We start from the raw sequence: 22,421 nt of genomic DNA, 5'->3' as shown, positions 1-22,421 counted from the left end.
CTGTACGTCATCGGCCTGTTGCCTGCTGAACCGATGGTATCATGCGTGTGGGGTTCGGCACTGCCGGTCATGGACTCGATAGCTGACCGCAAGTCGTTGAGTAGGTTCATTTTGGCCACGATCGACTGGGGAAAGTGCTCTGAAAGAAGACTGCCGATTACCGATCAGGAGAGCTGGCGAAAGGCAAATCGATCCACAAGCGATTCGTCGGGCTAATCACCATCAGATCAGGCCGATTGTTACCTTTTCGTAAAAACTCCTAAACTTTTCCCGGAGAAGGGTGCCCGTTCCTGGTAAAGTTTCCGTACTTTTACATCCCGTAACGACCAAAACAGGTTTCACTCATGGCGGCTACGGGACCAAAATCCGCGAAATATATTTTTGTTACGGGCGGGGTAACTTCATCACTTGGCAAGGGCATTATTGCCTCTTCACTGGCCAAACTCCTGCAATCACGGGGCCTTACGGTAACGATCCAGAAATTCGATCCGTATATCAACATCGACCCCGGTACACTGAATCCGTACGAACATGGCGAGTGCTACGTCACCGACGACGGAGCCGAAACTGACCTCGACCTGGGGCACTACGAGCGGTTTCTGAACCGGCCGACGTCGCAGGCAAACAACATCACGACCGGCCGCATCTACAACAACGTCATCACCCGCGAACGCCGGGGGGATTTCCTCGGAAAAACCGTTCAGGTCGTACCGCACATCACCGACGAGATCAAACGCAACATCCGCCTGCTGGGGGATACCGGCGAGTACGATATCGTCATCACCGAAATCGGCGGCTGCGTGGGCGACATCGAATCCCTGCCGTTCGTCGAAGCGGTCCGGCAGCTCAAGTTCGAGCTGGGCGAACACGACACCCTCGTCATTCACCTGACGCTGGTGCCGTATTTGCAGTCGGCGGGCGAACTGAAAACCAAGCCTACCCAGCACTCCGTGCGGATGCTGCTGGAGAATGGGGTTCAGCCCGACATCATCGTGTGCCGCACCGAACACCCGCTGCCCCAGGAGATTCGCCGGAAAATCGCGCTGTTCTGCAACGTGCAGGTGAGTTCGGTCATCGAAGCGATCGACGCCGGGACGATCTACGATGTGCCACTGCTGATGCAGAAAGAGCGGCTCGACCAGCGCACCCTCTACATGCTCGATCTGTACAACGACAAGGACGCGGACCTGGATGCCTGGAAGGCGTTTCTGGGCCGGCTGAAAAACCCTGGTGACAGCGTCCGGATCGGGCTGGTGGGTAAATACGTAGAGTTGCACGATGCTTACAAGTCCATCGCCGAGTCGTTCATTCATGCGGGGGCCACGAACGAATGTAAAGTACAACTCGAATGGATTCAGTCCGAAACCCTGGTCGACGAACACCACTGCGCTGAAGTATTGAGCCAGCTCGACGGGGTACTCGTTGCCCCCGGCTTCGGCGAACGGGGCATCGAAGGAAAAATCAACGCGGTGCGGTACGTACGCGAACACAATATCCCGTTCCTGGGTATTTGCCTGGGCATGCAGATGGCCGTGATCGAATACGCCCGGAACGTGATGGGTATCCAGGACGCTCATTCGACCGAAATGGAGCCTCATACGCCCAACCCGGTCATCAGCATGATGGAAGCCCAGAAAACCGTTACCGACAAGGGCGGAACCATGCGGCTGGGAGCCTACGCCTGTAAGCTGAAGCGAGACTCGCTGGCGCATCAGATCTACGGAAAAAACCAGATCAGTGAGCGCCACCGCCACCGGTACGAGTTCAACAACGATTACCTGGAGGCATTTGAGAAAGCCGGGCTTCGGCCAACGGGGATCAACCCGGACACCGGGCTGGTCGAAATCGTTGAATTGAGCAGCCACCCTTGGTTCGTTGGGGTTCAGTTTCACCCCGAACTGAAAAGTACGGTGATGAATCCGCACCCGCTGTTCGTTCAGTTTGTTCGGGCTGCGCTCACGTACCGCCAGCAAAAACAGGCCGAACCGGCTTCTACATCAGACATTTCAACCGCCCGTGTAGAAACGGCCGATGTGGTTGATTAACCGGGTAGATTCCCGTAATTTTGCAAAAAAAGTCGCTGGTTGGCAGGCGTTGTCCGTCGACCAGCGACTGTGACTTACTTCTAAATGGATCGCAATCAACTTATTGGCATTGTCCTGATTCTGGCGATGCTGGTTGGCTACCAGCTACTGGTACCAAAACCCGCGCCCGATAAGGCACCGGCTCAAAAAACACAGACGACTAAACCAACCACCGAATCGGGGGCGAAGGCCGCCATCAACCAGGCTGAACAACCGCTCGACTCGGCGGCTGCTCAGGCTAAATTCGGCGATTTCGCCACCGTCGCCACTGGTGAGGCCCGCGACGTGGTCGTCGAGAATAAAGATATCAAAGTGACATTTACCACCCAGGGCGGGCGGGTCAAGGAAGTTGTTTTAAAGAACTACAAAACGTACGATCAGAAACCACTGGTCCTGATCGACAACCAGAGCAGCAGAACCCTGCTGGAGTTGCCGACGAACCGGGGAAAGGTGGATCTGCACAAATTGTATTACCAGACCAGCGCCCAGAGTGGTAGCGTGAATGGTCAGCCACAGCAGGTAGTTTTCCGGGCGGAAGTGGCGCCGGGTGAATCGGTCGAGCAGACCTACACGATTCCGGCCGAAGGGTACGTTCTCGATTATGGCCTGAAACTGAACGGGTTAACCAATACCGTCACCAACGACAACATCCGGTTTTTCTGGGAAGATAAAATGCGGCAGTACGAAAACGACCTGACCAACAACCGCCGGGCCGCTACCATCAATTACCTCACTGCCGACGAGAATTTCGAGAACCTGAAAGAAGGGGAAAGCAACGAAGAGGCCACCGTCGAAGAGCCCGTACAGTGGTTCACCATCAAGCACAAGTACTTCCTGTCGGGGTTTGTCTCGGCGCATGGCCCCTTGACCAAAGCCTCTTTCAAAACCCTGGTCAACCCGGCCGACAGCAGCGTGGTGAAAACGGCTGTTGCCGACGTAAGCCTTCCCATGGCCGATGTAAAGTCGGGCAAAGGGCAGTATAAGTTTTATTACGGACCGAACGATTTTCAATTGCTGGGCAGCGTGGCTCCCGAGTTCGACCGGAACGTTTACCTAGGGTATTCGATCCTGAAACCGATCAACAAATACTTTTTTGTGCCGGTCTTCAACTTCCTGGAGAAGTTTATTTCGAACTACGGCTTGTTGATTGTGGCACTGGTGGTGTTTGTTAAATTGATTCTAACACCGTTAACTTACAAGTCATACGTGAGTATGGCCAAGATGCGGGTGCTGCAGCCGGAGCTGAATGAGATGAAAGAGCGCGTCGGCGACGATATGACGAAGCAGCAGGCCGAGCAGATGAAGTTGTACCAGGAAGTAGGGGTCAGCCCCCTGAGCGGGTGCGTGCCCGTGCTGGCCACCATGCCGATTCTATTTGCGCTGTTCATGCTCTTCCCGAACCTGATCGAACTGCGGCAGAAGTCCTTCCTATGGGCCAACGACCTGTCGACCTACGATGCCTTTATTACCTTCCCGACGCTACCGTTTATCGGGAGTCACCTGAGTTTGTTTACGGTTCTGATGACGGCTTCCTCGATCGCCTACGCGTACTATAACAACCAGACGACGCCTACCCAGCCCGGACCGGTTAACATGAAAGCGCTGAGCTATGTGTTTCCGCTGATGTTTATGTTCGTGCTCAACTCGTACCCCGCCGGGCTGACCTTCTACTACTTCGTGTCGAACGTGGTGACCATTACCCAGCAGCAACTGATCCGGCGGTTCGTCGATGAGGCTAAAATCAAAGCCGTGCTGGACGAAAACCGGCGGAAAAACGCGACGGGTCAGGGAAAGAAACCCGGTGGTTTTCAGGCCCTGCTGCAACGGCAGCTGGCAGCCGCCGAAGAAGCCCGTAAACAGGCCGAAGAAGCACAACGGCGGGCGAAGCAGAAAAAATAATCCATTCACCTTCGAATCTGGTTTTACACAAAAGCAACGCTTGGGCGTTGCTTTTGTGTAAAACCCCTGATAGCACATGACGAGTAGGGTTAATAGGCTTATCCTGACTATGGTGATCAGCTTCGGCTGGCTGTTCGGCGAATCTGTGCGTGCCCAGGTGTCGCCCGATATGCAGAAGCGGTACCAGACAGCCGTGCGGCTGGTGCAGGCTGGCGATTACGAACGGGCAAAACCGGACCTGAACGCGGTCATCCAGCAACGCGGCCCCCTGGCCCCCTATGCCAATTATTATTATGCGCTGGCCGCTTTTCGCCAACGGAATTTCACCCAGGCCCGGATGAGTATCCGCCAACTGATGGAAGGGTTTCCGAACTGGCGCAAGATGGACGAGGCTAACTACCTCTTTGCGGCCACCTGTCTGGAAATGGGCCAGTATGAAGATGCCCTGAACGCCCTGCAAAAAATAGGTGACCCCGGCCTGCGGTCGGATGTCGCGAAACTTGAACAGGCCTTCATCCCGCGGCTGACGGACCTGAACCGACTGAAGCAGCTCAATAAAACTTACCCTAACGATCGGACCGTTGGCCTGGCCCTGATTGACCTGATTCAGCGGACGGCCAGCGATAAAGACGATCTGGAACTATCCGACCGGCTGACAAACCGCTTCGGAGTGCCAGGAAATATCCCGACACAGGGTACCTCTGCCACAACGGGCGCTCAATCGGGCAATCGGCCTGCGACGCCGACAGCCCCGGTGAACCGGTCTCCGCGGGCTAAAGGCTATTATAACGTGGCGGTAATGTTTCCGTTTCGGCTGGATGAGTTTGACCCGGCCAGAACTACCCGCTCCAATCAGTATGTATATGACCTGTACAACGGGATAAAACTGGCCAAAAGCAAGCTGCAGGAAGAAGGGATCGTCGTCAATCTGTTTGCCTACGATCTGGAAAACGACGCCAATAAAACCCTTGAACTGGTCAACAGCCCTTCGTTTGCCCAGACCGATCTGATCATCGGCCCCCTATATGTCGAACCGAACCGCATCGCTTCGGCCTACGCGAATCAGAACAACATCCTGCTACTGAACCCCATTGCGACCTCCAGCGAGCTGGTGGCCAACCAGCCCTGGTCGTTTCTGGCACAGCCCTCGCTGGCTCAGCAATCGCAGAAAGTGGCCGAATTGGTCCGGAGTTTGAACGGCGGCCGACGGGCGGCCGTTTATTTCGGTCCGTCCCGGAAAGATTCGCTGCTGGCCGCGGCTTACCTGAGCGAACTGCAACGACAAAATTACCAGATCGTCGACTTTCGAAAGCTGGTTGGTAACGCTCAGGCCATGGCCAATGCCATGCAGTTTCCGGGACTTACGGCCTCCGCTCAGCCGGGTAGTACTACGGCGGTTCCACCGATAACCCTTAGTCATGTCTTCTTTGCCAGCAGTAACGACGAGGATGGTGTCCGGTTGCTGGATGCACTCAGCCGCCGTCGGGTCATCGGCCCGCTGATAGCGTCGGCGTCGGCCTTCGATTTATATAAAACATCTATCTCGTCGCTCAATCGGCGGGATTTATACCTGCTGTACCCTGATTTTATCGATGCCTCCCGTGAACCGGTCAGCCAGTTTCAGGAGCAGTACGTGGCGAAACGCAACACGATCCCGTCGGTTTTTGCCAGTGAAGGGTACGACATGATGCTGTTTTTCGGGCGGCAGCTGGCGAAAAACAACACCCCCCTTCGGAACCGGTCGGGGCTGCGCTCCGATACCGACGATTACCTGTTATCCGGATTCGATTATACTCAAACCAACGACAACCAGATCGTGCCTATCGTAAAATACGAAGAGGGCCGGTTGGTGAAAATTACTGAGTGAATGAGTGAATAAAACGTGCGACAGTCATTCACTCATTCTTTCCTTCACTCATTCACTCATTCAACACAATGACGACGAGCGAACAACTTTTCGAAAAAGCCAAAACCCTGATTCCCGGCGGTGTCAATTCGCCGGTGCGGGCATTTCGGGCCGTGGGCGGTAGCCCCCTATTCATCAAGTCCGCCAAAGGCGCGTATCTCTACGACGAAGACGGGCGGGCGTATATCGAGCTGATCAACTCCTGGGGGCCTATGATTCTGGGGCATGCCTTCGAGCCCGTCGAGAAAGCAGTTCGCGATGCTATTCAGGACTCATTCTCGTTCGGTGCACCAACCCGCAAGGAAGTTGAGATGGCCGAGCTGATTACCGCCATGGTCCCATCGGTCGAGAAAGTGCGGATGGTCAATTCGGGTACCGAAGCGACCATGGCGGCCATTCGGGTAGCCCGCGGGTTTACGGGTCGCGACAAACTCATCAAGTTCGAAGGCTGTTACCACGGCCACGGCGACTCATTTCTGATTGCCGCGGGCAGCGGGGCCATGACCATGGGCACACCCGACAGCCCTGGGGTGACCAAAGCGACGGCTGCCGATACCCTGACGGCCCCTTATAATGACCTGGCGGCCGTGGATGCCCTGTTTGAAAACAACCACAATCAGGTGGCTGCGGTCATTCTGGAACCCGTAGTCGGAAACATGGGCTGCGTATTGCCCGAGCCGGGTTTTCTGGAAGGAATCCGGGCACTGTGCGACAAACACGGGGCACTGCTGATTTTCGATGAAGTGATGACCGGCTTCCGGCTGGCCCAGGGGGGCGCGCAGGAGCGGTTCGGTATCCGGCCGGATCTGACCACCCTGGGGAAAATCATCGGGGGCGGGATGCCGGTCGGGGCCTACGGCGGCCGGGCGGAGATCATGAACATCGTGTCGCCGGCCGGCCCGGTCTACCAGGCCGGTACATTATCGGGCAATCCGATTGCCATGTCGGCGGGACTGGCGATGCTGCGGCACCTGCAGGGGCATCCGGAGGTATATACCCGCCTGGAGACGATCGGCGAGCGGTTGACAACTGGGTTCCGGTCGACCCTGGAAAAAATGGATCTGAATTACACCATCAACCACATCGGGTCCATGTTTACCTTGTTCATGACCGAACGGCCGGTGACGAATTTCTCAGAAGCAAAAACCTGCGATCTGCCGACATTTGGGCGGTATTTTCACGCCATGCTCAAGCGGGGAGTCTATTTAGCTCCCTCTCAGTATGAAAGTTTATTCCTGTCCGTTGCCCTGACCGATGAGCTGGTCGATCAGATCATCCAGGCCAACGAAGAAAGCCTGCTGGAAATAATTAGTAATGAATAATGGACAATGAATAATGGATAATGAAGGCCTTTTCGCCCGCCAGGCATTATCCATTATTCATTGTCCATTATTCATTACCCACTACCCATACTATGTATTTTTCCGTTATCATCCCCGTTTATAACCGCCCGGACGAACTGCGCGAACTGCTGGAGAGTCTGACGAAACAAACGTACCGGAATTTCGAAGTGCTCGTGATCGAGGACGGCTCGACTCAGAAAGCCGACCGGGTGGTGACGGAATTTGCCGGTCAGCTTGCCATCCGGTATTTTTTTAAAGAAAATTCAGGGCAGGGATTTACGCGGAATTATGGTTTCGAGCGGGCGACGGGCGAGTATTTCGTTATTTTCGACTCCGACGCGCTGGTGCCCCCTCATTACTTCGCTACGGTCAACGATCACCTGACCGCCCATTGGCTCGATGCGTACGGTGGACCCGATCGGGCGCATCCTAGTTTTACCCCCGTTCAGAAAGCCATCAGTTATTCCATGACTTCGCCTTTTACGACGGGCGGCATCCGGGGCAGTAAGAAAAACCTGGGCGGCACGTATCATCCGCGCAGTTTCAACATGGGACTGTCGCGGGCCGTGTGGGAACGAACCCGTGGGTATACCCTGAGCCGAATGGGAGAGGACATCGAGTTCGCGATCCGGATCATTCAAAATGGGTTCCGAACGGGGCTGATCCCGGAAGCCTATATTTTCCACAAACGCCGAACGAGTTTCGGGCAGTTTTTTCGGCAGCTGCGTTTTTTTGGCCGCGCCCGCATCAACATCGCCCGCTATTATCCTGGTGAGCTAAAGCTGGTGCATACATTTCCGGCTCTGTTTACCCTGTTTGTCGCTTTTGTGCCGATCTGGGCCTTTGTCAGTCCGGTTTTGTTTGGCGCGTCGGTTGCGGTACTTGGGGTATTTGCCCTGCTCAATTTCATCGATGCCTGGCGTAGGGAACAAAGCCTGCAAGTGGGGTTGCTCAGTGTGGAAGCGGCCTTTGTACAACTGATCGGCTACGGCATCGGTTTTCTAAGCGAGGGCTGGAAACGCCTGCGCGAACCCCGCCATTTTCGGGAGACCGGGGCCACCATCGATTATCCGTCGTAGATAGGTCGCCGGCCCGGCCTGAACCGAATAAACCCGGATTTCTGTTCGTTATAGTAGTACGCTCCTTTCCGCTTATTCCATGGCAAAGCTTGAAAAACCGCCCGGTCAACGATTAGTCAAACGCATGAGCACCCGAACCAAGGGGCTCATCGTGGCTCCTTTGGGATTGTTGCTGTTCAGCGCGGGGCTGTGCGTGTTCAGCGAAGCCGCCGAGGTCCGGCACCAGGGGGCACCGGTTCGGCAATGGTTGTTGTGGGGGATTTACAGCCTGATCCTGATCAACGGTGGTCTGTTGCTCTTTGGGCAGGCCATTCGCTACCGGGCGCAGCTGGATTATCGTCGGTTCGTCCGCCGGGAAATGAAAAAGCGGGATCGGGAATGGGCCAGACTGCTTCAGAAACGAAAAACCTCGCCGGGAAAAGGCGAGGTTAAGTAAATTGGCGCGGGCTCCAGTCTGTTGACTCATGCCCAAATTGTCATCCGGTGGGCGCTTATTTCGAGGCCTGTTTTTCGGCAAAAGAAGCCTTGATCGCTTCTACATCCACATTTTTAATGACGGGCTTGCGCAACAGTTGCTTGATTGCGTTGGTTTTGTTGTTCGCAATGGCGCGGTTCCGCCGAGCCTTCCGTTTTAATTCAGTTACTGCCATGATGCTATCGTTTTACTAGATCGGTTCGAAATGGAGCCGCAAAAATACGGTTTTTTTTCACAGGTTCGCTGCATGAAGCAAATTTTTATAGTCTTCGGGTCACTTCCGTTGTGAAGATTCAGCCAACGCGTGTTCATCCTGTAGGCCTGTCGCTTATTTTTGCGCCATGCAAAAACCGACATTACCCAAAGGAACTCGTGATTTCGGGCCGGAGCAGATGCGCAAACGGCTTTTTATTCTCGATACCATCCGCCAGACCTTCCAGCAATTTGCCTTTCAGCCCCTCGAAACCCCGTCGATGGAAAACCTGTCGACGCTGATGGGGAAATACGGCGACGAGGGGGATCAGCTTTTGTTTAAAATCCTGAACTCCGGCGATTATGCCGCCGGCCTGACTGAACTGGACGTAGCTCAGGGATCGAAAAAACTGACCCCGAAAATTGCTGAAAAAGGGTTGCGCTATGATTTGACAGTACCTTTCGCCCGGTACGTAGTCATGAACCGGAATGCCCTCACGATGCCGTTCAAGCGGTATCAGATGCAACCCGTCTGGCGGGCCGACCGACCCCAGAAAGGCCGCTACCGGGAATTTTATCAGTGCGATGCCGATGTGGTGGGCACCGACTCGCTGCTTTGCGAAGCCGAAATCGTGCTGATGATCCACGAGGTATTCCGGAATCTGAAGGTCGACAATTTTACCCTTAAACTCAATAACCGGAAGATCCTGGCGGGTATCGCCGAGGTCATCGGTGCGCTGGGGCAGGAGGGGACGCTTTCCGTAGCGATCGATAAGCTGGATAAGATCGGTCAGGAGAAGGTACTGGATGAGCTGCGATCGCGAGGGTTTTCAGACGCATCCCTGGCGCAACTGGCGCCCCTGTTTACGGTCGAAACCAGCCACCCAAGTGGAGTCCTTGAGCAGTTACAGACCTGGCTGAAATCCTCCGAAACGGCGCAGCAGGGCATTCGCGAACTTAAAGAAACACTTTACTTAGTCGACCAGTTCGGGCTTGCCGACGCCCGGGTGGAGATCGATCCGACGCTGGCGCGTGGCCTGTCGTATTATACCGGAGCGATTTTTGAAGTGAAAGCGAATGGCGTGCAGATCGGCAGCGTCAGCGGAGGGGGGCGTTACGACAACCTGACCGGTGCATTTGGCATGCCGGGTGTGTCGGGCGTCGGGATTTCCTTTGGTGTAGATCGGATTTATGACGTAATGGATGAACTGCAACTCTTCCCGGCCAACACCAGCCAGGGGACGCAGGTACTCATCGTACCGTTCGATGCCGACGCCCGGGTGGTTGCCCTGCCCCTGGTGAGCCGGCTTCGCTCCACCCGCATCCCGGCCGAAGTGTACCCTGATATAGCGAAGGTGAAGAAAATGCTCGACTATGCCAATGCCAAAGCCATCCCGTATGTGGTACTGATTGGCTCCGAGGAGGTGCAGACCGGACAATTGACGATCAAAAATATGCTCAGTGGCGAGCAGACGAAAGGGACGACGGATGACCTCCTTCGGATCCTACAGCCCTGATTCGGTGCTCTATTGCCTTACTTTAATCGGGTTTTAATGGATGAGCCGTTCGAAAAGTGGTTTACCTAGCAGTCCACCTTCCCGTCAGCAGGCAATTCCGTAGCTATGGCCGCACATTCGATCAACAAAGTATCACCACAGGGGCTGCTGGTAGCCATCGGGATTGTTTTTGGGGATATCGGCACTTCGCCACTGTACACCCTGTCGGCCGTCATGCGGGGGCGGGAACTGTCCGAAACCCTGGTCTTGGGTACTCTTTCCTGCGTGATCTGGACGCTTACCCTGCAAACCACGATCAAATACGTAGTTATTACCCTGCGGGCCGATAACAACGGAGAAGGGGGGATTTTTTCCCTCTACGCGCTGGTGCGGAAACATGCGGGGCCGTGGCTGATGTACCCAGCCATTATTGGCGGGTCGTTTCTGCTGGCGGACGGGCTCATTACGCCCCCTATTTCCGTAGCCTCGGCGATCGAAGGACTCCTGATCTTCGAACCCAAACTCGATACGGTGCCGATCGTCATCGGGATTCTGGTGGTGCTGTTTATCGCACAGCAGTTCGGTACCCAGCAACTGGGTCGCCTGTTTGGGCCGGTGATGCTGGTCTGGTTTTCATTTATCGGGGTCATCGGTTTCCTGAGCCTGCTGCATTACCCCATGGTGCTGAAGGCCATTAATCCGTGGTACGGTGCCCGATTTCTGATCGAGTACCCCGGCGGATTCTGGCTGCTGGGTGGGGTGTTCCTCTGTACGACCGGGGCCGAAGCGCTGTATTCGGATATGGGTCACTGCGGGCGGGGAAATATTCGGATGAGCTGGGGGTACGTGAAGCTGACCCTGCTGCTGTCCTACGCCGGCCAAACGGCCTGGCTGATGCAACACCTCGGAAAATCACTCAGCGACACCAGTCCGTTCTATAGTATTGTCCCGCCGTCGCTGGTGGTGTTCAGTATTATCCTGGCCACGCTTGCGACGATCATTGCGTCGCAGGCGCTCATTAGTGGGGCATTTACCCTCGTTGGAGAAGCCATGCGGCTGAGTTTCTGGCCCCGGCAGCGGGTAGCGTACCCCTCCGACGAGCGGGGACAGCTCTACGTTCCCTTCGTCAACTGGGGACTAATGGTTGGCTGCATCCTGATCGTGCTGCATTTCCGCGAATCCAAGAATATGGAAGCCGCGTTCGGGCTGGCCGTGACGCTGACGATGCTGATGTCGACCGTTCTCATCAACGCCTATCTGCGGCATAAAAACGTCAATTCCCTGGCGACCGGGCTGATTACGGTCGTGTTTTTAATCGTCGAGACGACGTTCCTGATCGCCAACCTGGTGAAGTTTGAAGAGGGGGGCTGGATATCCATTACCCTGGGGCTGTTGCTGATGGCCATGATGTGGTTCTGGCACCAGGGCGAGACGATCGTGCAAAGCTTTATCCGGTACGACTCCCTGCCGGATAACCTGCCAATTCTGAAAGCACTAAGCAACGATTTCGAGATCCCGAAGTTTGCCACCCATCTGGTGTACATGACCACCGCCCCCGACGCCCGGGAAATCGAAGCAGAAATCCTGTACTCTATCCTGAACCGGGCCCCCAAGCGAGCGGATATCTACTGGTTCATTCACGTCGTCGTTGAGGATAAACCGTATATGATGCGGTATAAAGTCGATACGCTGGCGAAAGAAGACGTTTATTTCGTGACCTTTTACCTGGGCTTCCGCATCGAACCCCGCATCAATCTCCTCTTCCGGATGGTGGTGAAAGACCTGGTCGAGAACCAGGAAGTGACGGTGGAAAGCCGCTACCAGTCGTTGAACGTACACCGGGTGCCCGGCGATTTCCGGTTTGTGCTGTTCCAGCGGTTTCTGTCCTACGACAACGAACTGTCGGCCCGTCGGCAACTGATTATGAAAGGGTATATGGCCCTGAAACACATAGCCTTATCGACGCAGGCCACTTATGGCCTGGACACCAGCAACGTCGTGACAGAAGACGTACCGCTGGTCTTATCGGCGCCCCGCTCCATGCCGCTGGAGCGGGTCATACCCCGTACCCGGAAAGCTTCCGCTCCGGAACCCACAGATGCCGGGGAATGATCGATACGACCCATAGCCTTTAAATCCGTGCCCGGCTTACAGAGGCTATTCATTCGCCCGGATTGCCGCCTGCAGCGCCTGCCCGTTAAGCTGGGGAAGCCCGGCTACGGCACCTACCACAATGATGGCTGGGTTGCCGATTCCGGTTTCGTTTACTTTGTCGAGAATATCCCGGACCGTGCCCGATACCATCCGTTCGTCGGGTAGGGTGCCGTTCTGAATGACGGCGACGGGCGTATCGGCCTTACCATAGCCAGCGAAAACCGCCACAATGTCGGCCAGTTTATGCATACCCATCAATATGACGACCGTTGCCGACGACTGAGCGGCCAGCCTCAGATCAATCGAAAACTGGCCATCTTTGGTCGTACCCGTTACCACCCAGAAGCTTTCCGAAACGCCCCGGGTGGTCAGCGGAATCCCCGCCGAAGCCGGAACCGCGTAGCTGCTGGAGAGACCGGGAATGACGTCGGTCTCGATCCCGTGCTGCCGGGCAAAGTCGATTTCTTCGTAGCCCCGTCCGAAGACGAACGAATCCCCGCCTTTCAACCGCACGACCTGCCCATACTGCCGGGCGTAGTGCACGATCAGCGGGTTGATATCTTCCTGCATGCAGGAGTACGCGCCCCGGCGCTTGCCTACATACACTTTAAGCGTATCCGGGCGACAGTATTCCAGTAAATCGGGATGCACCAGCGCGTCATACATCACCACATCGGCCTGCTGCAACGCCCGGATTCCCTTTACCGTAATCAAATCCGGATCGCCCGGACCCGCTCCTACAAGAGTAAGTTTCATCGTTTAATGGATAATGATTAATGAATAATGGATAATGAGTGGAGTAGGCTAACTTTTCATTATTCATTATCCATTATTCATTGGTTTAGCTGTCCTGCGCTTGGGATAAGGTTTGCAGTTCGGGCAAGCCTTCCCGTTCGATCTGACCTTCCCGGTAGGCCTGAACGGCTTGCAGGAACGCTTCGGCCTGCGCCAGGAACCGACTGGCAAACGCTTCCGATGGCTCCTGCCGGTTGATGCTGAATACCAGGTTTTTAAATTCGCCTTCGGCCTGATGGAAATCCGTTTCACCCAGGAATGCCCGGTCAAAATCGCTGACGATGCCGTGTTGGGTGTTCGTGGGAATATCCCGGCTCATCAGACCCGCTTTGGCGCCGGTGATGAAAACGTTATAGGCATGGTACAACGCGTCGGCCCAGCGGCTTTCGGCGAGGGCTTCCCGCGCCCAGCCGAGTTTGTCCGAAGCTTCGGTCAGGGTCGTGGCGACCAGGTCGATGAGAACGCTGGCGCACTCACCAATTCCTACTTCCGTCACGTACTGTTCGGTATGATCCCAGTCGATGTAATCGCTGTCAACCAGGGTTTTCAGATCGGCGAGCGGTTTCAGCAACTGGTAAAAATAATTTTTCCCCTGACGACCGTAGTAGTCACTGTAATATTCTCCGTCGAAGGCATTGGCGTCGAAGTCGCGCAGCAGGAACCGCAGTGAATCGGGGCCCCGTTTGGCCGGAATCTTGATCACTTTATCCGCAATCAGCCCTTCGCCTTTACCGTTGAAACCACCACCCAGCAATACCTGAAGAGCCGGGAGCACGTAAGCCCCATTCTTCAGGGAAGAACCGTGGTAGCCGATGTTCGCGACGGAGTGCTGACCGCAACCGTTCATACAACCCGAAATCTTGATTTTGATATCGTCATTGAAGACCAGGTCCGGAAACTCGTCGTGCATCAGTTTTTCCAGCGCCCGGGTGATGCCGTAGCTGCTCGAGATGGCCAGGTTACAGGTATCCGTGCCGGGGCAGGTTGTAATGTCGGCGGTGGTATCGAAACCGGGGTCGGACAGGCCCAGGGCGGTCAGGGCTTCGTATATAGCGGGTAGATCTTCGGGCTTGACGAAGCGGAGCAGATACCCCTGATTGACGGTCACCCGGATGTCGTCGGCGGCATACCGTCTGACTACCTGGGCCAGCGCCCGGGCCGTGTCGGACGACATATCCCCCAGCAGTACCCGTAGCTGTACGGCATACCAACCCGCCTGTTTCTGCTCGAAGACGTTCGTTTTCAACCAGCGGTTGAAGGCCTCGCTGCCCGCGAGCGTATCTACCGGGGGCGCATCGGGACGGGCAGCCGGGGCAGGCGCAAAGCGGCCATTGCCAGCGTTTTCGTCGACGGACAGGGCTTTTACCCGCAGGGCAGGGGTTTCTTCCCCGATCCGGCGGAGTAATTCCTCCAGGCCAATGTCGTTGAGCAGGTATTTCATCCGGGCTTTGTGGCGTTTCTGCCGCTCGCCGTACCGGTCGAATACGCGGATCACTCCTTCGATGAACGGAATCACCCGATCTTCGTCCAGAAATTCGAAGGCCGTCTGAGCCGCGAAGGGCTGCGCACCCAAGCCACCGCCCAGCATCACCTTAAAGCCCCGTCGGCCGTCCTGCAGCCGGGCCACCAGCCCCACGTCGTGCATGTAGCCGTAAGCCGAATCTTTCTCACTCGACGAGAGGGAAATTTTGAACTTGCGACCCATGTCCTGACAGATCGGATTCCGCAGGAAATAGTCGAAGATGGTATGGGCGTAGGGGGTAATGTCGAACGGCTCGTCGGGATCGATACCGGCACGGGCCGATCCCGTCACGTTCCGGACCGTGTTGCCACAGGCTTCTTTCAGGGTGATGCCCGCGTCTTCCAGATCGGCCCAGAGCTGGGGCGAATCGGCCAGTTTGACAAAGTGGAGCTGGATGTCCTGGCGGGTAGTCGCGTGCAGGTTTCCCGTGGCGTACCGATCCGATAGATCGGCAATGCGGATCAACTGATCGGCGGTGATGCGGCCGTGGGGGAGTTTGATCCGGATCATCTGCACACCGGGTTGCCGCTGACCGTATACACCCCGCGTTAGGCGGAATTTCCGGAAAGCTTCCTCCGCCATATCCCCCTGACCGAAGGAACGGATCTTCTGCTCCAGATCGAGAATGTCGCGCCGGGCGGCCTGACTTACGGTATCGGTTAGCTGGATAGCCATAAAGGTATATTGTCTATAGAATTAATCAACTATACTGGTAAAACGAAACGCTGGCTCTAACCAGCGCATCTTCATCGTACAATACTAACTATTTATTACGCCGATTGGGTTCGGTAAATGCCCAACTTCTGGTTATGGACGATAAAGAATGGTTATGAAAAGCTGCCGTGAACGCGGCTGACGCCCAGTATTGACAGGGCCTGACTGGGGGAAATGAACCCCGGAATCCGAACAAATACATACGTTGTCTGTAAACATCTATTTGGTAATTGTAGTTTTAATTCTATAAAATAAGTTGCTGTGATTGGTAAAAAAGCACGAATTGAGCAACTTTGCCGTATATTGACGCGATTTTCGGGCGAACTCTATCTAAACTACGTTGTGTGTTCAATTCAATTTATAACTCGTAAAATTATGAAAGTACGTTTTTCTTATTTTGTTCAGACGACTGCTGGACTTTTTGCCTTATTGCTCATGCTGGTGGTTTCCTGTAAAGGTCCGGAGGGCCCGGCGGGTCCACAGGGGCCAGCGGGTCCGACAGGTGCTACCGGAGCAGCGGGGGCAACGGGCCCGGCCGGTGCCAGCGGGGTAGCCGGCGCCACCGGCCCTATGGGCAACGCCAACGTTATGTATACTGAATGGAAGACCATGGATGTATCAGGTAACGTCTTCGCGCACCCCGACCTGAGCGTAGTCGATCTGTCGCCAGCCGCTACCACCAGTTCGATTCTGTCGGCTTCCGCCATTAACCAGGGGCTGATTACGGTGTACTATAAATTCGGTGCCCTGAGCTTCGATCAAACCACCCAGAATTATGTGCTCAATGAGCGGATCGCGGCCAATACCGTTCCGTACGCCAGTGTCAAAATTCCGGGCCGAACGACCAGTAAGTTTTCGGATTATACCGATTATCAGATTACCACGGATAACCTGGGCCAGAATTATTTCGCGCCTAAAATAACCCTGACAACGGGCTATTACGACAGCAGCCGGGACGCGTATACCCCGATTGCCGACGTGGCCAACAAAACCACCGATTTTTACCGGAGTTTGTTTACCACCTTGCCGCAGTACCGGATCGTTGTCGTGATGGGGAATGTGAAAAGCGGCCGACAAGGTGCGGTTGACTTCAAGGATTACGCAGCTGTCAAACAGGCCTACAACCTGCCTAACTGATCACCAGGGCAAGCAACTGGATATAAGCAAATGGTCGGCCGGACGCATCAGCGTTTCCGGCCGACCATTTGTTTTTCCGGCCCGGTACGGCTCCGCGCGAATCCGCACCGATCTCCGGTCAGAATACGTCATTCCGGTCGCCGGTGGCCTGCCAGTCGGCTGCCATTTCCTGAAAGCGGGTAGTTACCCGCTCCAGAAATTCCGAATCGAGCATCGTCGGTACCAGGGCGGGGTCCGTCAGGTCCAGTTCCTGAATCTTATAAGTCTGTTCATAGGGCCCCGATTCGATTTTGACGATATATTTGCCATTCCAGGCATAAAGACCAATGCGGAACTGGGGGTGGGGGATTTCCTGGACAAAACGCATGAGTATGGTAATGAAAAATGTACAATGGATAATGAAAAATGGATGCCGGGCATGGCTGTGCATCCGTGAGAGAACAAAAATAATGGGTCGATTCAATCGACGGGCCATTGCCTCATTATTCATTATTCATTATTCATTAATACTGCTCTCCTGTGCCGACAACACGGACGAAGCCGCTCAGTTTTTTCTGAAGGGGAATCTGCAACTCCAGAAGCGGGAGTATACCCAGGCCATCCGGTATTATACGGAAGCGCTGGCTAAAAAGCCGGACTTCGCCGATGCCTTCAACAATCGGGGGCTGGCCCGCTTCCGAAACGACGACCACGAAGGAGCCCTGGCTGATTACAGCCGGGCGATTCAGGCCGACCCTGATTTTGGCCCCGCTTACCTGAATCGGGCGGAAGTACGACTGGAAACCGGCGACGCGGCCGGGAGCCTGACCGATCTCGAACGCATCGGAAACCAATACCAGGATTCGACCTTTTACCAGACTCGCCTGGGCGATACCTACGTACGGCTGAACAAACCGGCCCTGGCGCAGGCGGCCTACGACCGTGCCCTGCAACTCCAGCCGGATAACGTCGAGGCCCTGACCAACCGCGGAGCCTTTTTCTTCAGCCAGCAAGCGTACGAACCGGCCGAACGGGACATCCGGCGGGCGCTGCAACTGAATCCAGCTCAGGATGCCGCCCTGAACAACCTGAGCCTGCTGCTGGCCCGCACCGGCCACTTTGCCGACGCCCTGTCTTACGTCGAGCGGGCGCTGGTCCGGCAGCCCCGGCAGCCGTACTACCTGAATAACAAAGCCTACCTGCTCCTGAAACTACACCGACCGGCGGAAGCGCTCCCACTGGTCGAAGAATCCCTTCGGCGCGATGATCAGAATGCCTGGGCTCACCGAACCCTGGGGCTCTACTGGCTGGACCAGCACCAGCCCGCAAAAGCCCTGCCCGCACTCCGCCGGGCCGAACGGCTCGATGCCTCGGTCGACCAGCTTTATTACGCCATCGGTACGGCCGAATGGGCCACGGGTAACTCCGGCGGGGCCTGTGAGGCCTGGCAGCGGGGCGACCGGGCCGGAGACGAACTGGCGCGCCAAGAACGGGCGCGCCACTGCCCTCGATAGCCCCCCCGTCTGCTGTCCGTTTCTGAACGACCAGCTGTCCATTTCTGGACAGCTGGTCGTTCCGTACAGTCCTGTGTTCGCGTTCTATACGGCTGCTGGCCTGTTTTGGTCCGTTTGGATCGCTATTTGCCCGACAAACACTATACTAATGACGGCCCGGCGGGCCAGCCCGGACCAAACCAGTCTAGTCTATTATGAAACGAGCCTTTTTGGGGGAGCTGGAGGAAGTGGTGCTGCTGACGGTTGCCGCCCTGCAGGAATCAGCGTACTGTGCCTCGATTACCCAAACCATCGAGCAGCAGTTGGGTCGTAGCATCAGCTTTCCTACCGTCCACACGACCCTGCAACGGCTGGCGGAGAAAGGCTACGTTTCCTCCCGGATGGGCGGAGCCACAGCCGAGCGGGGTGGGCGCCAAAAGCGGCTGTTTACCGTCACGGTGGCCGGGCAACGGGCCCTGGTCGAGTGCCGGCAGGTGCGCAGCCAGTTGTGGGGGCAGATTCCAACCGATATCGTACTGCTATGGGGCGCCTGACAAACGTAACGAGTACGTGTGGTAAACCTGAGCCTCGGGTTTGCCTGTGCGACCCTGCTCTTTACCTTCCACGCAAACCAAGCCCGGATCTACCGGATTTATACCGAACTACACAACCATAATCTCACCCACAGCACGGGCGTCCTGAATCCGATGGGGGAGCCCTTTCAAACTGGATACCAGGTCGCCGACAAGGTCGGATCGCCGTCACGGACAAGCGGTTGGTTGCTGTGTAGCCGGCAAAAGTTTGAAAAAGACGTTGCGTTTGTCGACCCGGATTTTCTGGTCATTTTTCATTTTCCCCGGCACTGGAGAAATCCCCGAACCGCCCTGCAGGATCGCAGTGTCGCTCATCAAATTTGATTCAGATTAAATTTAACCCCCTCTACAAGTACGTAGCGCTTAGCCCAACAACCGTCCAAATCTGGACAGGATACCGTCCGGAAACGGACGAAAAAAATAATACCGAAACCCTAAAACGCGCTTTTCAGGCGTCTGGAGTCGATCAAGGCGGTTGGCCTTTGATTTGCCATGCAAAAGGGAAACATATTTAATTCTTCAGTCAGATCTTCCGTCAACTTATGAAAGGTACTCAATTAGGGGAGTTCGAAGAGATCGTGCTGCTGACGATTGCCCGGCTCTACGATGATGCCTACGGCGTAGCCGTTCTGGATGAACTGAGCGAGCGCTTAGAGCGACCTGTAAGCTTAGGTGTTGTACATCGGACTATGCAGCGCCTGGAAGAAAAAGGACTACTTCAGTCCCGCTTTAGCGAACCGACCCCTGAGCGGGGTGGCCGCAGCAAACGCTTGTTTAGAGTGACCATGGCGGGCCAACAAGCCCTGCAGGAAGCGCGACGTATCCGCAATGAACTGTGGGACAGTATTCCCAAAACCGCTTTTGATTACTGATCATGAATCGAACGAATAAACCTTATTCAGGCAGACAGCTGGCTCCGCCACGCTGGGCCGAGCGGTTGCTCACCCGACTGACGGCGTCTCACCTGCGGGACGAAGTGTTGGGGGATCTGTATGAATTATTTCAACGGCGAGTCCAGCGATATGGCGTTACCCAGGCGAGGCTACTATATGGGCTGGAAACGCTGCTGCTGTTGCATCCCCGGCTCTGGCGCAAACAAGCCCAACCTTCTTATGTACGCTCGAAACCAACTAATTATTCACCACCAAACCCTATGGTTATGCTTAGCAATGATGTGAAAATCGCGTTCAGAAAACTCAGTAAGCACAAAACCTACACGCTGATCAACCTAGTGAGCCTGAGTCTGGGGATTGGCTGTGCCATTCTGATTTTTACATTAATTACCTACCATTTGAGCTTTGATACCTTCCACCCCAACCAGGAGCGCATCTATCGCATTACGACCGAGCTGCATACCCAAAAAGTGACTTACAGCACGGGCGTGCCCAATCCCATGGGCGAAGCCTTCCGAAAGGGGTATGACGTAGCCGATCAAGTCGGGCGAATTGCCTTTCTGAACGATCGAGTCGTGACGGTAACACCCCAGAAGAAGTTTGAAGAAGATCTCGCCTTTGCCGATCCGGAGTTTCTCGCCATGTTTAATTTTCCCCTTCTCCGGGGAAATCTCCAAACCGCTTTGCAGGAACGAAATACGGCCCTGATCACCGAGCGGATCGCCAAACAATATTTTGGGGATGAAGACCCGGTGGGGCAGCTTCTGCACATCGATGCGTTGGTCGTCAAGATAACGGGCATCCTGGCCAACCTGCCGCCCAACACTTATTTTCATTCCCAGATCTACCTTCCCTTTAGCAATTTGCAGGACCACAGCCCCTGGATGGTCGAAAAAGACTGGTGGTTGGGGTTCAATAAAGAGATGCAATGTTTTATCCGGCTCAAACCGGGGGTATCAGCCGATCTGGTCAATTCCAGTATTCTGCCGGCTATTTCAGCTAAATACTACGATCAGGCGAATGCCAGGCAGTTTCGATTCAAACTACAGCCGCTCGCCGACATCCATTTTAATCCCAAACTGCGGGGACAAACCGACAAAAAAAACCTGTGGACCTTTGGCTTGATCGGCTTTTTCCTGGTTCTGACGGCCTGCGTCAATTTTATTAACTTGGCCACGGCTCAGGCCCTGGGGCGTTCCCGCGAAATCGGGGTGCGCAAAGCCTTGGGCAGTGAGCGGGGCGCGGTTTTCTGGCAGTTTATAACCGAAACCGCGCTCCTGGCTGGATTGGCGCTGGTGATCGCCCTGGGCTTAGCGTATTTGGCCCTGCCGGTTGTCAATCAGTGGTTTGAGTTACAACTTGTACTCCATCCCTTCACCGACCCGGCTCTACTGAGCTTTTTGGCCGGGCTGCTGCTGATCGTCATTTTCTGTTCGGGCGCTTATCCCGGTCTGATTCTGGCTCGTTTTCAACCCGTGCTGGCGCTGAAAGGCGGCCTCTCCCAACGAGCGGTTGGCGGCTTCTCGCTGCGAAAAGGGTTGGTGGTCGCGCAGTTTGCCATCTCGCAATTGCTTATCATCGGTACGCTCATCATTACCCATCAACTGCGCTATTCTGAGCAGGCCGATCTGGGCTTTCGCAAAGAAGCGATCGTCATTCTGCCGGTGCCTGATAATAAAACCGCGAAGCTCAATACCTTAAGGGCTCAGTTTTCAGAACTATCCGGGGTAGAAAACGTAACATTTTTCAATTCCCCACCGGCCTCCGAAGCCATAGGAAGCACCACGTTTCTGTTTGATTCCCGCCCCAAAGCCGAAGATTTTAGTATAGCCACTAAATCCGGTGATCATCACTACATCCCCGCCTTCAACATCCCCATTCTGGCGGGTCGCAACCTGAATCCTTCGGACACGATCCGGGAGTATCTGCTCAATGAAACGGCCGTCAAAGCCCTTGGACTAGCCTCCCCCAAGGCGGTGATTGGCAAATCGGCGACGATTAACAACCGGCCAGGCACCATTGTGGGGGTGATGAAGGACTTTCACTTTAAGTCGTTTCACGTCGCTATTGAACCGCTTTGTCTGACCACCTGGGGTGAGGTGTACGGGAGCTGCGGGGTAAAAGTAAATCCAGCTACGCTAGGGCCGACGCTGGTGGGTCTGGAAAAAGCCTGGAAAGCCATGTACCCGGCTTCCATGTTTAGCTACCGGTTTCTGGATGAGGACATCGAGCGGTTTTACAAACTGGACACGATACTTCTCCTGCTGATTCAGGGGTTTGCAGGGATTGCGATTTTCGTGGGCTGTCTGGGGCTTTACGGGCTGGTATCGTTTATGGCGGCCCAGAAAACAAAGGAAATCGGCGTTCGGAAAGTGCTGGGCGCGAGTACCGGCAGCATCCTCTGGCTATTTGGCAAAGAGTTTTTCCAGTTGCTGCTACTCGCGTTTTTGGTGGCGGCTCCCCTGGCGTGGTGGGCCATGAAGGAATGGCTGGCCGGTTTTGTGTATCGGATCGAACCCGGCGCGGGCATTTTTATCCTGGCGATCCTGATCACGTTCCTCGTGGCGCTGCTGACCGTTGGGTTCCGGAGTGTCAAAGCCGCCCTGATGAACCCGGTAAAGACCTTACGAACTGAATAGCCCTCACCCGGGTGCTACCCCAACCCCA

18 protein-coding genes are annotated in these 22,421 nt (G+C 55.3%); 14 read left to right on the top strand and 4 right to left on the bottom strand.

The genetic code is table 11. The features are described 5' to 3' along the window. The first annotated feature begins 344 nt into the window (after positions 1 to 344). The 6 genes from ACYVC2_RS13420 (at position 345) to ACYVC2_RS13395 (ending at position 8,747) form a co-directional block, all read left to right on the top strand. Positions 345 to 2,045: a CTP synthase gene (locus ACYVC2_RS13420; protein ID WP_461102940.1), complete on the top strand. Its 1,701-nt coding sequence runs from the start codon at positions 345 to 347 to the stop codon at positions 2,043 to 2,045. Between the two features lie 84 nt (positions 2,046 to 2,129). Beyond that, positions 2,130 to 3,983 carry a membrane protein insertase YidC gene (yidC, locus tag ACYVC2_RS13415; protein ID WP_461102939.1) on the top strand — a complete coding sequence of 618 codons (1,854 nt, stop codon included), beginning with the start codon at positions 2,130 to 2,132 and terminating at the stop codon, positions 3,981 to 3,983. 76 nt (positions 3,984 to 4,059) lie between these two features. Next, a complete protein-coding gene (locus ACYVC2_RS13410) occupies positions 4,060 to 5,850 on the top strand; it encodes an ABC transporter substrate-binding protein (protein ID WP_461102938.1) in 1,791 nt (596 codons plus the stop codon). A 68-nt stretch (positions 5,851 to 5,918) separates the two neighbouring features. Then, entirely contained in the window at positions 5,919 to 7,211 is a 1,293-nt protein-coding gene (gene hemL, locus ACYVC2_RS13405; protein WP_461102937.1) for a glutamate-1-semialdehyde 2,1-aminomutase, read from the top strand. Positions 7,212 to 7,303: 92 nt separating this feature from the next. Further along, entirely contained in the window at positions 7,304 to 8,311 is a 1,008-nt protein-coding gene (locus ACYVC2_RS13400; protein ID WP_461102936.1) for a glycosyltransferase family 2 protein, read from the top strand. 79 nt (positions 8,312 to 8,390) lie between these two features. After that, the gene (locus ACYVC2_RS13395; protein WP_461102935.1) at positions 8,391 to 8,747 is read left to right on the top strand and encodes a hypothetical protein; all 357 of its coding nucleotides are present in this window, start codon (positions 8,391 to 8,393) and stop codon (positions 8,745 to 8,747) included. A 55-nt stretch (positions 8,748 to 8,802) separates the two neighbouring features. Here the strand turns inward: ACYVC2_RS13395 and ACYVC2_RS13390 are convergent, their stop codons facing one another. Then, positions 8,803 to 8,961 (bottom strand): hypothetical protein, encoded by a 159-nt coding sequence (locus ACYVC2_RS13390; RefSeq protein ID WP_461102934.1) that lies wholly within the window; start codon positions 8,959 to 8,961, stop codon positions 8,803 to 8,805. A gap of 166 nt (positions 8,962 to 9,127) precedes the next feature. Between ACYVC2_RS13390 and hisS the strand changes: the two genes are divergently transcribed. Both hisS and ACYVC2_RS13380 read left to right on the top strand, forming a co-directional pair. Then, positions 9,128 to 10,495 (top strand): histidine--tRNA ligase, encoded by a 1,368-nt coding sequence (hisS, locus tag ACYVC2_RS13385; RefSeq protein ID WP_461102933.1) that lies wholly within the window; start codon positions 9,128 to 9,130, stop codon positions 10,493 to 10,495. Positions 10,496 to 10,600: 105 nt separating this feature from the next. Then, positions 10,601 to 12,586 (top strand): KUP/HAK/KT family potassium transporter, encoded by a 1,986-nt coding sequence (locus tag ACYVC2_RS13380; protein WP_461102932.1) that lies wholly within the window; start codon positions 10,601 to 10,603, stop codon positions 12,584 to 12,586. Between the two features lie 45 nt (positions 12,587 to 12,631). On the opposite strand, the gene cobA is transcribed toward ACYVC2_RS13380, so the two are convergent. Beyond that, complete coding sequence (cobA, locus tag ACYVC2_RS13375; RefSeq protein ID WP_461102931.1) at positions 12,632 to 13,384, bottom strand: uroporphyrinogen-III C-methyltransferase; 753 nt, start codon at positions 13,382 to 13,384, stop codon at positions 12,632 to 12,634. Positions 13,385 to 13,469: 85 nt separating this feature from the next. Beyond that, on the bottom strand, positions 13,470 to 15,620 hold the full coding sequence (locus ACYVC2_RS13370; protein ID WP_461102930.1) for a nitrite reductase: 2,151 nt from the start codon (positions 15,618 to 15,620) through the stop codon (positions 13,470 to 13,472). Between the two features lie 414 nt (positions 15,621 to 16,034). On the opposite strand from ACYVC2_RS13370, the gene ACYVC2_RS13365 reads away from it, so the two are divergent. Then, a complete protein-coding gene (locus tag ACYVC2_RS13365; protein ID WP_461102929.1) occupies positions 16,035 to 16,796 on the top strand; it encodes a hypothetical protein in 762 nt (253 codons plus the stop codon). 118 nt (positions 16,797 to 16,914) lie between these two features. Here the strand turns inward: ACYVC2_RS13365 and ACYVC2_RS13360 are convergent, their stop codons facing one another. Next, entirely contained in the window at positions 16,915 to 17,163 is a 249-nt protein-coding gene (locus tag ACYVC2_RS13360; protein WP_461102928.1) for a hypothetical protein, read from the bottom strand. A gap of 82 nt (positions 17,164 to 17,245) precedes the next feature. Between ACYVC2_RS13360 and ACYVC2_RS13355 the strand changes: the two genes are divergently transcribed. The 5 genes from ACYVC2_RS13355 to ACYVC2_RS13335 all read left to right on the top strand — a co-directional run bounded on the left by ACYVC2_RS13355 (position 17,246) and on the right by ACYVC2_RS13335 (position 22,393). Continuing rightward, positions 17,246 to 18,289 carry a tetratricopeptide repeat protein gene (locus ACYVC2_RS13355; RefSeq protein ID WP_461102927.1) on the top strand — a complete coding sequence of 348 codons (1,044 nt, stop codon included), beginning with the start codon at positions 17,246 to 17,248 and terminating at the stop codon, positions 18,287 to 18,289. 194 nt (positions 18,290 to 18,483) lie between these two features. Next, positions 18,484 to 18,822 carry a PadR family transcriptional regulator gene (locus ACYVC2_RS13350; RefSeq protein ID WP_461102926.1) on the top strand — a complete coding sequence of 113 codons (339 nt, stop codon included), beginning with the start codon at positions 18,484 to 18,486 and terminating at the stop codon, positions 18,820 to 18,822. An 18-nt stretch (positions 18,823 to 18,840) separates the two neighbouring features. Further along, positions 18,841 to 19,185, top strand: coding sequence for a hypothetical protein (locus ACYVC2_RS13345; RefSeq protein WP_461102925.1), 345 nt, complete (start codon positions 18,841 to 18,843; stop codon positions 19,183 to 19,185). Between the two features lie 218 nt (positions 19,186 to 19,403). Then, on the top strand, positions 19,404 to 19,733 hold the full coding sequence (locus ACYVC2_RS13340) for a PadR family transcriptional regulator (RefSeq protein ID WP_461102924.1): 330 nt from the start codon (positions 19,404 to 19,406) through the stop codon (positions 19,731 to 19,733). Positions 19,734 to 19,735: 2 nt separating this feature from the next. After that, positions 19,736 to 22,393, top strand: a complete 2,658-nt coding sequence (locus ACYVC2_RS13335; RefSeq protein WP_461102923.1) for an ABC transporter permease — start codon at positions 19,736 to 19,738, stop codon at positions 22,391 to 22,393. Positions 22,394 to 22,421: the final 28 nt, after the last annotated feature.

This window comes from Spirosoma koreense, assembly GCF_054777875.1.
This window is presented reverse-complemented; position numbering and strand designations above follow the sequence as displayed.